Raw genomic sequence first — 17309 nt, forward strand, 5'->3', positions numbered from 1 at the left:
CCAATACCGTCCACAGACGCCGCGCCCGCGACATCGCGACCCATTCCGTGGGCCGGAAATTGCATCTATTCAGCGGCATCGAAGCGCACACCAGGTCTCACCTACCCGGGGAAAGGTAATTGCGGCCCGGCGGCGGTCACAACCCCTAGGGTGCCCCTAGGGCCGCCCCTAGGTATGCCGCCTCGCTCAACCCCGCGGGCTGGGCTTGAACTCCCCTTCGGCGAGGGTCGGCGGGGCCACGCCGACGGTCTGTCCGGGCCCGCCCACGCGGCCCCGACGGCACCTTCGGCGCGCCCTGCCGAATGCCTTTCGCAGGTTCGTCAGAAATTGCCTCCGGGGCCGCCGAGTTCGCGGTGAATAAATTCGAAAATCTCCGCGTCGGACGCGTCGTGCAAACTTTGCGTCACGGGCTCGGATTCGGGCTCGGAACGGTCGTCGCCCCACCGGGCAATGAACGCCTGCATCTGCACCAGCAGCTTCTGCCGGGTCAGTGGGTCCGGCGCGCCGGCCGTGAACAGGCCGTCCACCTTCTCCAGTTCGGTCAGCAGCCCGGCGGTGGCGTTCTCCCCGCCGGAGACCACCAGACCGCGCAGGTGCCGGGCCAGCGCCAGCGGCGTCGGAAAGTCGAAGACGACACTCGCCGGCAGTGTCACGCCGGTCGCGGCGCGCAGCCGGTTGCGCAACTCGACCGCGGTCATCGAGTCGAACCCGACCTCCCGGAAGGCCCGCGCCGGGCTCAGCTGGCCGGTGTCGGTGTGGCCGAGCACCGTTGCCGCCTGCCGGGTCACCAGGTCGACCAGGACCTCGTCCCGGGCCGCCTCGCCCAGCGGCATGAGCCGCTCCAGCAGGGCGGTCACCGCCGCATCGTCGGCCGTTCCCTCGTCGTCGAGGGCGCGGACCGCCTCGGCCGCCTCGGGAATCTCGGCGATCAGCGGCTGGGGTCGGATGGTCGCGAGGACCGGCGCGAACCGGTCCCACCTGACGTCGGCGACCACGACGAGGGAACCGTCCCGGACGGCCTGCCGGAACGCCTCGCCGGCCAGCTCCGCCGGCATCCCGGGCAGCCCGCGCCGGCCCAGCTGTTCCAGGTCGGCGGCCTCGGCACCGTCCTGCCGCGGGCCCCACGCCACCCAGGTCACCGGCCGTCCGGCACGCTGCCGGTTGGTGGCCAGCGCGTGCAGCAGCGCGTCGCCGGCGGCCTGACCGGTCCGCCCGGCGAGGCCCCACACCCCGGAGATCGAGGAGCAGAGCACCAGCGGACCGGACGACTGGTGCTCCAGTTCGTCGGCGTACCGGGGGAGGTCGCCGACGGTGGCGACCAGGTCGGCGGCCAGATCGGCGAGGGTGAGCCGGGCCAGGGGCAGGTCACCGGTCTCGGCCGGCAGATACACCACCGCGGTGACGGGACGGCCGTCGGCCGCGATCTGCGCGATCCGGTCGGCGAGCTTTCCACCGGCCGGATCGTCCAGCGGCAGCACCTGCGCGCCGGCCCCGGTCAGCCAGGCCGTCGTCTGCCGGGCGACCGGACCGGCTCCACCGCCGATCAGGACGGTGCCGTGCGGGGCGTACCCGTCGACGACCGCCGCACCGGTGTGCCGGACCAGCCGGCGGGCGTACGTGCCGGACGCGCGTACCGCAAGCTGGTCCTCGCCCTCCACATTGGTCAGGGCGGCGGCGAGCGCACCGGCCACATCCGCCGGAAGCCCGCCGGGCAGGTCGACCACGCCGCCGACGTGCCGGGGGTGTTCCAGCGCGGCAGCCAGCCCGAACCCCCAGGTGGTCGCCTGGGCCGGGTGTGCCACCGGCTCGTCGTCGGTGGCGACCGCGCCCGTGGTGGCCAGCCAGAGCGGTACGGCCGGGCCGTCGACGTGCGCCTGCATCAGCAGCAGGTTCGCCGCCAGGCCGGTCGGCAACGTCGGCTGCTCGGGGTGCGGCGCCTCGTCCAGGGCGAGGAGCGAGAGCACCGCGGTCGGCTGGTACGCGTCCCGCGCGGCGACCAGCTCGGCGGCGATCCCGTCCCGGCTGATCGTCGCCGCGTCCACGGTCAGGACGTGCACCACCGCGCCGACGGCGGTGAGCGCGGCGGCGACCTCGCCGCTGATCTCCCGCTTCGGGGCGATCAGCAACCACGTCCCGGGCTGGCCGGCGGTGAGCCGCCGGGGGCGCCAGGTGATCCGGTACCGCCAGCCGGTGAGGGTGCCGTCGGATTCCTGGCGGCGGCGCCAGGAGTCCAGTTCGGGCAGCAGTTCCCGCAGCGGCTGACTGGCGTCGATGCCGAGCCGATCCAGGTCGCCGTCACTGACGGCCCGCCAGAACGCCGCGTCGACCGCATCGGTCCCGGCGCCGGTCCCGGTCGTCGCGGCCGAGGTCGGCCAGTACCGGTCCCGCTGGAACGGGTAGGTGGGCAGTTCGGGCAGTGTGCGCGGCGCGGGTGCGGGTCCGGCCAGCGCGGTGAGCGCACCGGTCCAGTCGACGGTCCCGCCGGTCGCCCAGTGGGCGGACAGCGCGGTGAGCAGCGCGGTCGGCTCGGCGGAGCCGGTACGCAGCGTGGCGATGGCGGCGGCCTGCTCGGTCAGCAGGTCCGCGTTCATGGCGGTGAGCACCGCGGACGGCCCGACCTCCAGGAAGGTGTCGGCGCCGGCCGCGCGCAGGGCGGCGATCCCGTCGGCGTAGCGGACCGCTTCCCGGACGTGTCGCACCCAGTAGTCCGGGGTGCGGATCTCGTCCGGGGCGGCCAGGGCGCCGGTCAGGTTCGACACCATCGGCAGCAGCGGGTCCCGGAACGTCAGTTCGGTGAGCGCGGCCCGGAACTCGGCGAGCATCGGCTCCATCAACGGGCTGTGGAACGCGTGACTCACCCGCAGCCGACGGGTCCGCACGCCCTTACCCGACCAGAACGCCTCGACCCCGTCCAGGACATCGATTGCCCCGGAGACGACCACGGCCGACGGGCCGTTGACCGCCGCTACCCCGACCCCGGCCAGCCCGGCCAGGGACTCCCGCACCGCCGCCTCGTCGGTGCCGACCGCGAGCATCCCACCGCCGGCCGGCAGGGCCTGCATCAACCGACCCCGCGCCGCCACCAGGGCACACGCATCCGTCAGGGACAGCACCCCGGCCACGTGCGCGGCCGTCACCTCACCGATCGAATGCCCACCGACGTAGTCCGGGACGACACCGAACGACTCGACGAGCCGGAACAACGCCACCTCGACCGCGAACAGACCGGCCTGGGTGAACACCGTCTGGTCCAACAGCTCCGCTTCGGCACTGCCCGCCTCGGCGAACAACACCTCCCGCAACCCCTGCGGCAACAGACCGTCGAACAGCCCGCACACCTCGTCCAACGCGGTCGCGAACACCGGGAACGACGCGTACAACTCACGACCCATCCCGGCCCGCTGTGCCCCCTGCCCGGAGAACAACACCGCCAGCGAACCGTTGACCGTCGTCGCGCCGGTCACCACCGCACCGGACGACTCACCGGACGCCAGACCACGCAGCCCGGCCAGCAGACCCTCCCGATCCGCCGCGAGCACCACCGCCCGGTGGTCCAGGACCGAACGGGTCGTCGCTGACGACCAGCCCACATCCACCGGACGCAGGTCGGGGTTTCCGGCCAACCAGGCCGACCACCGGCCCGCCTGGCGAGCCAGTGCACCGCCCGACCGTGCCGAGACCAACACCGGCACCGGCAGCGCTGGGCGATCCGAGTCCCCGGTGAAGTCCGATCCGTCAGCCTTCTCCTGCCCGGCACCCGGGCGGACGACCGGTTCGCCGTCGATGACGGGCGGTTGTTCGAGGATGACGTGGGCGTTGGTGCCGGAGATCCCGAACGACGACACCGCCGCCCGCCGCGGCCGATCCACCACCGGCCACGGCGTCGCCTCGGTCGCCAGGCTGACCGCACCCGCCGTCCAGTCGACGTGCGGAGACGGCTCGTCCACATGCAGCGTCGGCGGCACCACACCGTGCCGCATCGCCATGACCATCTTGATGATCCCGGCAACACCGGCAGCGGCCTGGGTGTGACCGATGTTCGACTTGATCGAGCCGAGCCACAACGGCCGGTCCGCCGGCCGGTCCTGACCGTACGTGGCCAGCAGCGCCTGCGCCTCGATCGGGTCACCCAGGGTCGTGCCGGTGCCGTGCGCCTCGACCGCGTCCACATCACCGGGCGTCAGACGGGCGCTGGCCAACGCCTGCCGGATCACCCGCTGCTGCGACGGACCATTCGGCGCCGTCAGGCCGTTCGACGCACCGTCCTGGTTGATCGCACTACCCCGCACCACCGCCAGGATCCGCCGGCCGTCGCGCCGGGCGTCGGACAACCGCTGTACCAGCAGCATGCCGACACCCTCGGACCATCCGGTGCCGTCCGCGGCACCAGCGAAGGCCTTGCACCGCCCGTCCCGGGACAGGCCCTGCTGTCGGGAGAACTCCACGAAGGTGCCCGGCGTCGCCATCACGGTCACACCACCGGCCAGGGCATAGTCACACTCCCCCGACCGCAACGCCTGCGCCGCCAGATGCAACGCCACCAACGACGACGAACACGCCGTATCAACCGTGACCGCCGGACCCTCCAGCCCGAACGTGTATGCCACCCGACCAGAGATCACACTGCCCGAGTTACCCGTACCGACATAACCCTCGACACCCTCACCCACACCAACAAGCTGCGACGCGTAGTCGTGATACATCACCCCGGCGAACACACCGGTACGGCTGCCCCGCAGCCCGGCCGGGTCCAGGCCGGCGGACTCGAACGTCTCCCACGACGTCTCCAGCAGCAGTCGCTGCTGCGGATCCATCGCCAGCGCCTCACGCGGCGAAATCCCGAAGAACGCCGGATCGAACTCCGCCGCGCCATGCAGGAACCCACCATGATGCGTGTACGAGGTGCCGCTTCGATTCGGATCCGGGTCGAACAGACCATCCAGATCCCAACCACGATCAACCGGGAACTCCGAGATCCCGTCACCACCAGCCGCCAACAACGCCCACAACCCGTCCGGGCTCTCCACACCGCCCGGATAACGACAGGCCATACCCACGATCGCGATCGGCTCGTCGACACCGGCGGTGAGCGCCGTACGCGTGCGGGCGGCGGTCCGGCCGGAAAGCTGCTCGTGGAGGTGGGCGGTGAGCGCGTCCGGGGTCGGGTAGTCGAACACCAACGTCGACGGCAACCGCAGACCCGTCGCCGCGTTCACCCGGTTACGCAGGTCGACGGCGGTCAACGAGTCGAAACCCAACTCCCGGAACGCCTTGTCGGCCGGCACCCGCTCGGCACTACCGTGCCCCAACACCTGCGCCACCAGACCCCGCACCAGGGCTCCGACCCGCTCCCGGGCCTCCTCGACGGGCAGCCCGGCGAGCCGGTCGCCCCAGCTGCCCTGCCCCGCCTGCCGACGCGTAGACGACACACCCAGCAACACCCGCAACAGCGCCGGCACCGATCCGGTGGCGCCGGCCTGAGCCCGCATCGCCGCCAGATCCATCACCGCCGGCACCAGCAGCGGCCGGCCGGCGGACACGGCCGCGTCGAACAGCTCGACACCGGTCTCGGCGCTCATCGGGGCCAGGCCGGCGCGGGATGCCCGTGCCCGGTCGACATCGCCGACCGAGGCGGCCATCCCGTCCGCGTCCCACATACCCCAGGCCAGCGACACCGCCGGCAGCCCCAGACCACGCCGATGCGCCGCCAACCCGTCCAGGAACGAGTTACCCGCCGCATACGCGGCCTGCCCCGGCGACCCCAACACCCCGGCAACCGACGAGAACAACACGAACAGATCCAGATCCAGACCAGCCGTCGCCTCATGCAACCACCAGGCAGCATCCACCTTCGGCGCCAACACCCGGTCCAACCGCTCCGACGTGATCCCGGTCAACACCGCATCGTCCAGAACCCCGGCCGCGTGCACCACACCCGCCAACCGACCGGACGCCGCGACCTCCCCGACCAGACCGTGGACCTGGGCCCGGTCGGTGACATCACACGCCACCACCCGCACCTCGGCACCCAACCCCGCCAGCTCGTCGACCAAATCCCGCGCACCGGGCGCCTCCGGCCCCTGCCGGGAGACCAGCACCAACGACCGCACCCCGTGAACCCGGATCAGATGCGCGGCGATCACCGTGCCCAGCGCACCGGTGCCACCGGTCACCACAACCGTGCCTTCGCCCAACGAACGGACTGAGGTGGTGCCGCCGGCAGCGCGGGTCAGTCGGGGTGTGAACACCCGACCGCCACGTACCGCAACCTGACCACCCGTCGCAGAGGTATCCGCAACGACCCCCGCAAGCAGACCAGCCATGGCCACATCCAGGTCGGCGTCGGCGTCCAGGTCGGCCAGCACGATCCGATCCGGATGCTCCGACTGCGCCGACCGCAACAGACCCCACACCCCGGCCCCACCCAGATCCGACACCCCATCCGACCCGACCGCGGCGACCCCACCCCGCGTAACGACAACAAGCCGAGACTCCGCCAAAGCGTCGGCAGCCAGCCACGACTGCACAACGGCCAACACACCCGCGACCACCCCACGAACCGCGTCCGGCAACCCGACCCCGACAGCCGGAACCGGCACCACCAACACCGCCGGACTCACCCCAGCCGCGACCACCGCCTCCACATCCACATACGACGCCAGACCCGCAACCTCCCCACCAAGAACCACCCAACCAGCCGGAGCCACCTGCTCGACCGACTCGACCTGCCACGAGACCTCGAACAGCGACCGGCCAGCCACCCCCGACACCGGCAGCCCCGACATCTCCCGCAACACCAGCGAATCCACCGACACCACCGGCGCACCAGCCTCGTCCACCGCGACCAGCCGCACCGCCGACCCGTCCCGGGTCAACCACACCCGCAACACACCCGCACCCGAGGCATGCACCTGCACACCCTCGAACGCGAACGGCACCCGTGGACCCGAGCCATCGCCGTTGTCGCCCGCGTCCGTCAGCAGCAGGCCCATCGCGTGCAGCGCCGCGTCCAGCAGCGCCGGGTGCACACCGAACCCGGCCGCGTCACCGGCCACGTCGTCGGGCAGCGCCACCTCGGCGAACACCCCACCACCCGACGTCCACGCCCTACGCAACCCCTGGAACACCGGCCCGTACGACAGACCACGCTCCACCAACCCCGAATACCAACCAGCCAGATCCACCTCCGACGCACCCACCGGCGGCCACGCACCGATGACCGGCTCGTCAACGCCCGGCGCCTCCAGCACACCCTCGGCATGCCGCACCCACAGCGCCTCGTCATCCCCATCAGCCTGCGAATGCACCGTCACCCCACGGACACCCGCCTCATCCGCCGCACCCACCCGCACCTGCACCCGCACCCCACCCGACGCCGGCAACACCAACGGCACACCCAACGTCAACTCACGCACCCGCGACGCACCCACCTCGTCACCGGCCCGCACCACCAACTCCACCAACGCCGTACCCGGCACGATCACCGAACCCGACACCACGTGATCAGCCAGCCAGGCGTGCGACGACACCGACAACCGACCGGTCAACAGGACACCGTCACCGTCGGCGAGGCGCACCGCCGCACCCAGCAGCGGGTGATCGGCGAGGCCGAGACCGGCGCCGGTGACGTCACCGAGACGGGACCGGGCAGGCGCGGGCCAGAAACGCTGGTGCTCGAACGCGTACGTGGGCAGGTCGACCCGGGCGGCGCCGGCGCCGGTGTACCACTGGGTCCACGTAACCGGAACGCCGTGGACATGCAGCTCGGCCAGGGCGAGCAGCAGCGCGTGCGCCTCGGCCCGGTCGCGGCGTTGTACCGCCACCGACGAAACGTCCTCGGGCAGCACCTCCGCGTTCATCGCGGTCAGCACGCTCTGCGGACCGATCTCCAGGAACGTGTCGACGCCAGCCGCCCGCAGGGCGGTGACCCCGTCGGCGTAGCGGACCGCCTCCCGCACGTGTCGCACCCAGTAGTCCGGGGTGCGGATCTCGTCCGGGTCGGCCAGCGCGCCGGTCAGGTTCGACACGACCGGCAGCAGCGGCTCCCGGAACGTCAGTTCGGTGAGTGCGGCCCGGAATTCGGCGAGCATCGGCTCCATCAACGCGCTGTGGAACGCGTGGCTCACCCGCAGTCGACGGGTTCGTAGCCCCTTGCCGGACCAGAACGCATCAAGATCATCCAGAGTGGCCACGTCACCCGAAACGACCACCGCCGACGGGCCGTTGACCGCCGCGATCCCGACCCGCCCGGCGGACCCGGTGGCGTCGGCACCTTGGCCGGTCAGCTCGGCCAGGGAGGCTAGCACCGCAGCCTCGTCAGCGCCGACCGCGAGCATGCCGCCACCGGTCGGCAGTGCCTGCATCAACCGACCCCGGGCCGCCACCAGAACACACGCGTCCGCCAGCGACAGCACCCCGGCCACGTGTGCGGCCGTCACCTCGCCGATCGAGTGACCGCCGACGTAGTCCGGGACGATCCCGAACGACTCGACGAGGCGGAACAGCGCCACCTCGACCGCGAACAGGCCCGCCTGGGTGAACACGGTCTGGTCCAACAGGTCCGCTTCGGCGCTGCCCGCCTCGGCGAACAGCACCTCCCGCAACCCCTGCGGCAACAGACCGTCGAACAGCCCGCACACCTCGTCCAACGCCGCCGCGAACACCGGGAACGCCGCGTACAACTCACGACCCATACCGGCGCGCTGCGCACCCTGACCGGAGAACAACACCGCCAGCGAACCGTTGACCGTCGTCGCGCCGGTCACCACCGCACCGGAAGACTCACCGGACGCCAGACCACGCAGCCCGGCCAGCAGACCCTCCCGGCCCTCCGCCAGCACCACCGCACGGTGCTCCAGAACGGTCCGGGTCGTCACCGACGACCAGCCCACATCCACCGGACGCAGACCGGCGTCCCCGGCCAACCAGCCGGCCCACCGGCCCGCCTGGAGGCTCAGTGCACCGCCGGACCGTGCCGAGACCAACACCGGCACCGGCAACGCGGGGTGCCCTGAATCGCCGTCGGTCATCTCGCGTCCGACCCCGGAGCCGGTTCCGTCGGTGACCACTCCGCCATCGATGACGGGCGGTTGTTCGAGGATGACGTGGGCGTTGGTGCCGGAGATACCGAACGACGACACCGCCGCCCGACGCGGCCGATCCACCACCGGCCACGGGGTCACCTCGGTCGCCAGCGCGACCGCCCCAGCCGTCCAGTCGACGTGCGGAGACGGCTCATCCACATGCAGCGTCGGCGGCACCACACCATGCCGCATCGCCATGACCATCTTGATGATCCCGGCAACACCCGCCGCGGCCTGCGTGTGCCCGATGTTCGACTTGACCGAACCCAGCCACAACGGCCGGTCCGCCGGCCGGTCCTGCCCGTACGTCGCCAGCAGCGCCTGCGCCTCGATCGGATCACCCAGGGTGGTGCCGGTGCCGTGCGCCTCGACCGCATCCACATCACCGGGCGTGAGGCGGGCGCTGGCAAGAGCCTGCCGGATCACCCGCTGCTGGGAAGGGCCGTTGGGGGCGGTGAGCCCGTTGGACGCACCGTCCTGGTTGATCGCACTGCTCCGCACCACCGCCAGGATCCGCCGACCGTCACGCTGAGCATCGGACAACCGCTGCACCAACAGCATCCCGACACCCTCGCCCCAACCCGTACCGTCCGCAGCGCCGGCGAACGCCTTGCACCGCCCATCGACCGCCAGGCCCCGCTGCCGCGAAAACTCGATGAACGTACCCGGGGTCGCCATCACGGTCACACCACCGGCCAGGGCGTAGTCACACTCCCCCGACCGCAACGCCTGCGCCGCCAGATGCAACGCCACCAACGACGACGAGCAGGCGGTGTCGACCGTGACGGCTGGGCCTTCCAGCCCGAACGTGTACGCCACCCGACCAGAGATCACACTGCCCGAGGTTCCGGTGCCGACAAAGCCCTCGACGCCGTCCGGGGTGTCGGTAAGTCGCGAGACGTAGTCGTGGTACATCACGCCCGCGAACACACCCGTACGACTGCCCCGCAGCCCGGCCGGGTCGAGACCGGCGGATTCGAACGTCTCCCACGACGTCTCCAGCAGCAGTCGCTGTTGCGGATCCATCGCCAACGCCTCACGGGGCGAGATGCCGAAGAAGCCGGGGTCGAACTGTGCCGCGTCGTGGAGGAAGCCGCCATGCCGGGCATACGACGTGCCACTGCGGTCCGGATCCGGGTCGAACAGACCATCCAGATCCCAACCCCGATCAACCGGAAACTCCGAAACCCCGTCACCACCGGCCGCCAACAACGACCACAACTCATCCGGCGACGACACCCCACCCGGAAAACGACACGCCATACCCACGATCGCGACCGGCTCGTCGACACCCACCGCCACACCAGCAGCAGCACCCGACACCACCGCCGGAACCCCGACCAACTCCTGATACACATGCTCCGCCAGAACCAACGGCGACGGATAGTCGAACACCAACGTCGACGACAACCGCAGCCCCGTCGCCGCATTCACCCGGTTACGCAGATCCACCGCCGTCAACGAGTCGAAACCCAACTCCCGAAACGCCCGGTCAGCCGGCACCCGCTCCGCACTACCATGCCCCAACACCTGCGCCACCAGACCACGCACCAGGGCTCCGACCCGGGCACGCCCCTCCTCCACCGACAACCCGACCAACCGGGCGCCCCAACCACCCTGACCCGCCTGCCGACGCGACGACGACGACGACACACCCAACAACACCCGCAACAACGCCGGCACACCGGTCACCCCGACCTGAACCCGCATCGCCGCCAGATCCAACACCGCCGGCACCAACACCGGCCGACCCGCGGACACCGCCGCGTCGAACAACTCGACACCGACCTCGGCACTCATCGGGGCCAGGCCCGCCCGCGCGGAACGCGCCCGGTCGGCCTCTCCGAGGGTCGCGGCCATCCCGTCCGTATCCCACATGCCCCACGCCAGCGACACCGCCGGCAGGCCAAGACCACGCCGGTGCGAGGCAAGAGCATCCAGGAAGGTATTGCCCGCCGCATACGCGGCCTGCCCCGGCGACCCCAACACCCCGGCAATCGACGAGAACAACACGAACAGGTCGAGGTCCAGGCCGACGGTCGCCTCGTGCAACCACCAGGCGGCATCCACCTTCGGCGCCAACACCCGGCCCAGCCGCTCCGACGTGATCCCCGTCAACACCGCATCATCCAGAACCCCGGCCGCGTGCACCACACCGGCCAACCGACCGGACGCGGTAACCTCCCCGACCAGACCGTGGACCTGGGCCCGGTCGGTGACATCACACGCCACCACCCGCACCTCGGCACCCAACCCGGCCAGCCGGTCGACCATCTCCCGCGCACCGGGCGCCTCCAGCCCGTGCCGGGAGACCAGCACCAACGACCGTACGCCGTGGGCCCGGATCAGATGCGCGGCGATCACCGCGCCCAGCGCACCCGTACCACCGGTCACCAGCACGGTCCCGGTGATCGGCTGCGCCGCCTCCACGGCGGCCGGGACGGCCGTGCGGACCAGGCGCGGGGCGTACACCCGGCCGGCGCGGACCGCCACCTGGCCGCCCGTCGGCGACGGGTCGACCGCCGTCGCGGCAAGCACCGCGAGCACGTCGGCGTCAGGGTCGGTGTCCACATCGGCCAGGACGATCCGGTCAGGGTGTTCCGACTGCGCCGAGCGCAGCAGACCCCACACGCCGCTTCCGGCCAGGCCCGGCACCCGATCGGAGTCCACGGCCGCCACCGCGCCCCGGGTCAGCACCACCAGCCGGGACTCGGCCGGCACGTCGCTGCCCAGCCACGACTGGACGGTGCCCAGCACGGCGGAGACCGCCGCGCGTACCGCCCCCGGCAGCTCCTCGGCGTCGGCTTCCACGGCAGGCACCGGCAGCAGGACGAACCGGGGAGCGGGTACGCCGTCCGCGACGGCGGCGGCCAGCGCGGCCGGGTCGGCGAAGGCCGGCGCCGCCGACAGTGCGGCCGGCGAGCCGGCGCCCAGCAGCGCCCAACCGGCGGTCTCGTCGACCGGGGTGACCTGCTCCACCTGCCACGTGATCTCGAACAGTGAGCGGGCGCGCGAGCCGGCGGCCGAGACGCCGGTCAGTTCGCGCAGGGTGAGGGAGTCGACCGAGACGACAGGCTCGCCCGCCTCGTCACGTGCGACCAGTCGTACCGCCGAGCCGTCCCGGGTCAACCGCACCCGCAGGGCGCGGGCGCCGGAGGCGTGCACCTGGACGCCTCCGAAGGCGAACGGCACCCGGGGCCCCGGGGCGTCCTCGGTGAGCAGCAGACCGATCGGGTGCAGGGCCGCGTCCAGCAGTGCGGGGTGCACGCCGTACGTGTCGACGTCGTCGACACCGTCGTCGGGCAGGGCGATCTCGGCGTACACCGCGCCGTCGGCGGTCCATGCCCGCCGCAGGCCCTGGAAAACCGGCCCGTACGACAGGCCGTGCTCGGCGAGGGCCGGGTACCAGCCGGTCAGGTCCACCTCGACGGCACCCGCCGGGGGCCAGGCGACCGGCGTGGGCTCGTCGGGGAGTGCCGGCTCGAGGATGCCCTCCGCGTGCAGGGTCCAGCCGGCTCCGTCGTCGTCCGCGTTGCGCGAGTGGACGGTCACGGTGCGATGGATCGGGTCGGTGGGCTCTCCCACCCGCACCTGGATCCGTACTGCGCCGCTGGCGGGCAGGACCAGGGGCGTGGCGACGGTCAGTTCCCGCACCCGGGACATGCCGACCTCGTCGCCGGCCCGGACGGCCAACTCCACCAGTGCCGTGCCGGGCAGGAGGACGGCGCCGGTGACCGCGTGGTCGGCGAGCCAGGGCTGGGACGCGAGCGAGAGCCGCCCGGTCAGCACCACCTCGCCGTCGCCGGCCAGGTCGACCGATGCGCCGAGCAGCGGGTGATCGGCGAGGCCGAGGCCGGCGCCGGTGACGTCACCGAGGCGGGGCCGGCCGGGCGCGGGCCAGAAACGCTGGTGCTCGAAGACGTATGTGGGCAGCTCGACCCGGCGGGCGCCGGCGTCGGTGTACCACTGGGTCCAGGTGACCGGGATGCCGTGGACGTGCAGTTCGGCGAGAGCGTGCAGCAGTGCGTGTGCCTCGGCCCGGTCCTTGCGCAGCGTCGCCACCGACGAGACGTCCTCGTCGGGCAGCAGGTCCGCGTTCATCGCGGTCAACACACTCTGCGGACCGATCTCCAGGAACGTGTCGACCCCGGCCGTGTGCAGGGCGGCGATCCCGTCGGCGTACCGCACAGCCTCCCGCACGTGCCGCACCCAGTAGTCCGGGGTACGGATCTCGTCCGGGTCGGCCAGCGCACCGGTCACATTCGACACCACCGGCAGCAGCGGCTCCCGGAACGTCAGTTCGGTGAGCGCGGCCCGGAACTCGGCCAGCATCGGCTCCATCAACGGGCTGTGGAACGCGTGACTCACCCGCAACCGACGCGTCCGCACACCCCTGCCCGACCAGAACGCCTCGACCCCGTCCAGCGCGTCGTTCGCACCGGAGACGACCACCGCCGCCGGGCCGTTGACCGCCGCGACCCCGACCCCGACCAACCCGGCCAACGACTCCCGCACCGTCGCCTCATCGGCGCCGACCGCGAGCATCCCACCACCGGCCGGCAGGGCCTGCATCAACCGACCCCGCGCCGCCACCAGGGCACACGCGTCCGCCAGCGACAAGACACCAGCCACGTGCGCGGCCGTCACCTCACCGATCGAATGACCACCCACGAAGTCCGGGACGATCCCGAACGACTCGACGAGGCGGAATAACGCCACCTCGACCGCGAACAGACCCGCCTGCGTGAACACCGTCTGGTCCAGCAGGCCCGCTTCGGCACTGCCCGCCCCGGCGAACAACACCTCCCGCAACCCCTGCGGCAACAACCCGTCCAGGTGACCGCACACCTCGTCCAACGCGGTCGCGAACACCGGGAACGACGCGTACAACTCACGACCCATCCCGGCCCGCTGCGCACCCTGACCCGAGAACAACACCGCCAGCTGACCACGCCGCGCCGCCTCGCCGGTGACGACCGCACCGGACGGGACACCGGCGGCCAGACCACGCAGCCCGGCCAACAGGTCCACACGATCCTCGGCCAGCACCACCGCCCGGTGCTCCAGGACCGAACGGGCCGTCACCGACGACCAGCCCACATCCACCGGACGCAGGTCCGAATTGCCGGCCAACCAGCCGGCCCACCGCTCTGCCTGCCCGGCCACAGCCGTCGCCGAACGCGCGGAAACCAGCACCGGCACCAGCGTCGCGGGGTCACCGGCAGCAGCCGGCCCATCTTCGACCAGCTCACCGTCGACGACGGGCGGTTGTTCGAGGATGACGTGGGCGTTGGTGCCGGAGATGCCGAACGACGACACCGCCGCCCGACGCGGCCGATCCACCACCGGCCACGGCATCGCCTCGGTCGCCAGGCTGACCGCCCCAGCCGTCCAGTCGACGTGCGGAGACGGCTCGTCCACGTGCAGCGTCGGCGGAACGAGCCCGTGCCGCATCGCCATGACCATCTTGATGATCCCGGCAACACCCGCCGCAGCCTGCGTGTGACCGATGTTCGACTTGACCGAACCCAGCCACAACGGCCGGTCCGCCGGCCGGTCCTGCCCGTACGTCGCCAGCAGCGCCTGCGCCTCGATCGGATCACCCAGGGTCGTGCCGGTGCCGTGCGCCTCGACCGCATCCACATCACCGGGCGCCAGGCGGGCGCTGGCCAAAGCCTGCCGGATCACCCGCTGCTGCGACGGACCATTCGGCGCGGTCAGGCCGTTCGACGCGCCGTCCTGGTTGATCGCGCTACCCCGCACCACGGCAAGGATCCGCCGGCCGTCACGCTGAGCGTCGGACAACCGCTGCACCAACAGCATGCCGACACCCTCGGCCCATCCGGTGCCGTCAGCCGACGCGGCGAACGACTTGCACCGCCCGTCGGCGGCCAGGCCGCGCTGCCGGGAGAACTCCACGAAGGTGCCCGGCGTCGCCATCACGGTCACACCACCGGCCAGAGCGTAGTCACACTCCCCCGACCGCAGTGCCTGCGCCGCCAGATGCAGCGCCACCAACGACGACGAGCAGGCGGTGTCGACGGTCACCGCCGGACCTTCCAGCCCGAACGTGTACGCCACCCGCCCCGACAGGACACTGCCCGACGTGCCCGTGCCGACGTACCCCTCCACGCCCTCCGGCACGTCCATCAGCTGCGACGCGTAGTCGTGGTACATCACCCCGGCGAACACGCCGGTAGAACTGCCCCGCAAGCGCTGCGGATCCAACCCGGCCGACTCGAACGTCTCCCACGACGTCTCCAGCAACAACCGCTGCTGCGGATCCATCGCCAACGCCTCACGCGGCGAAATCCCGAAAAAGCCCGAATCGAACTCCGCCGCCGAATGCAGAAACCCACCGTGCCGCGTGTACGACGTACCACTACGGTCCGGATCAGGGTCAAAGAGCCGATCCAGGTCCCAACCACGATCAACCGGGAACTCCGAAACCCCGTCACCACCAGCCGCCAACAACGCCCACAACTCATCCGGCGACGACACCCCACCCGGATAACGGCAGGCCATACCCACGATCGCGATCGGCTCGTCGACACCGGCGGTGAGCGCCGTACGCGTGCGGGCGGCGGTCCGGCCGGAAAGCTGCTCGTGAACGTGGGCGGTGAGCGCGTCCGGGGTCGGGTAGTCGAACACCGACGTCGACGACAACCGCAGCCCCGTCGCCGCGTTCACCCGGTTACGCAGATCGACCGCCGTCAACGAGTCGAAACCCAACTCCCGGAACGCCCGGTCAGCCGGCACCCGCTCCGCACTACCGTGCCCCAACACCTGCGCCACCAGACCACGCACCAGGGCTCCGACCCGCTCCCGGGCCTCCTCGACGGGCAGCCCGGCGAGCCGGTCGCCCCAGTCGCCCTGCCCCGCCTGGCGGCGGGTCACCGCCGAGCCGAGCAGTGCGCGCAGCAGCGACGGAACCACCGTGCCGGCCGCTCGCGTACGCATCGCCGCGAGGTCCAGCACGGCCGGCACGAGCACCGGCCGGTCGGCGGACACGGCCGCGTCGAACAGCTCGACAGCGACGTCGACGCTCATCGGGGTCAGGCCCGCCCGGGACGCACGCGCCCGATCGGCCTCTCCGAGGGTCGCGGCCATCCCGTCCGTATCCCACATGCCCCAGGCCAGCGACACCGCCGGCAGCCCCAGACCACGCCGATGCGACGCCAACCCGTCCAGGAACGAGTTACCCGCCGCATACGCGGCCTGCCCCGGCGACCCCAACACCCCGGCAACCGACGAGAACAACACGAACAGATCCAGATCCAGACCAGCCGTCGCCTCATGCAACCACCAGGCGGCATCCACCTTCGGCGCCAACACCCGGTCCAACCGCTCCGACGTGATCCCGGTCAACACCGCATCGTCCAGAACCCCGGCCGCGTGCACCACACCCGCCAACCGACCGGACGCCGCGACCTCCCCAACCAGACCGTGGACCTGGGCACGGTCGGTGACATCACACGCCACCACCCGCACCTCGGCACCCAACCCCGCCAGTTCGTCGACCAAATCCCGCGCACCGGGCGCCTCCGGGCCCTGCCGGGAGACCAGCACCAACGACCGCACCGACCACACCGACACCAGATGCTGGGCCACCACCGCACCCAACGCACCCGTACCACCGGTCACCACAACCGTGCCCGCACCCAACGACGGCACCGAACCGGACCCGGCCACGGCACGAACCAGTCGGGGCGTGAACACCCGACCACCACGTACCGCAACCTGACCACCCGTCGCAGAGGTATCCACAACAACCCCGCGAGCAGGCCCACCGAGACCGGATCGAGGTCGGTGTCCAGATCGGCCAACACGATCCGATCCGGATGCTCCGACTGCGCCGACCGCAACAGACCCCACACCCCGGCCCCACCCAGATCCGACACCCCATCCGACCCGACCGCGGCAACCCCACCCCGCGTAACGACAACAAGCCGAGACTCCGCCAAAGCGTCGGCCGCCAGCCACGACTGCACAACGCCCAACACACCCGCGACCACCCCACGAACCCCGTCCGGCAACCCGACCCCGACAGCCGGAACCGGCACCGGCAGCACCAACACCGCCGGACTCACCCCAGCCGCGACCACCGCCTCCACATCCACATACGACGCCAGACCCGCAACCTCCCCACCGAGAACCGCCCAACCAGCAGTCTCGTGGACCGGGGTAGCCGGCTCGGCCTGCCACACCACCTCGAACAGCGACCGG

1 protein-coding gene is annotated in these 17309 nt (G+C 71.6%); it reads right to left on the bottom strand.

What is annotated here, in order from left to right; all coding sequences use genetic code 11:
- Positions 1 to 320: 320 nt before the first annotated feature.
- Positions 321 to 17288 carry an SDR family NAD(P)-dependent oxidoreductase gene (locus Prubr_RS30655; protein ID WP_425517957.1) on the bottom strand — a complete coding sequence of 5656 codons (16968 nt, stop codon included), beginning with the start codon at positions 17286 to 17288 and terminating at the stop codon, positions 321 to 323.
- Positions 17289 to 17309 lie beyond the last annotated feature (21 nt).

The sequence above is a fragment of the Polymorphospora rubra genome (assembly GCF_018324255.1).
GTDB lineage: Bacteria > Actinomycetota > Actinomycetes > Mycobacteriales > Micromonosporaceae > Polymorphospora > Polymorphospora rubra.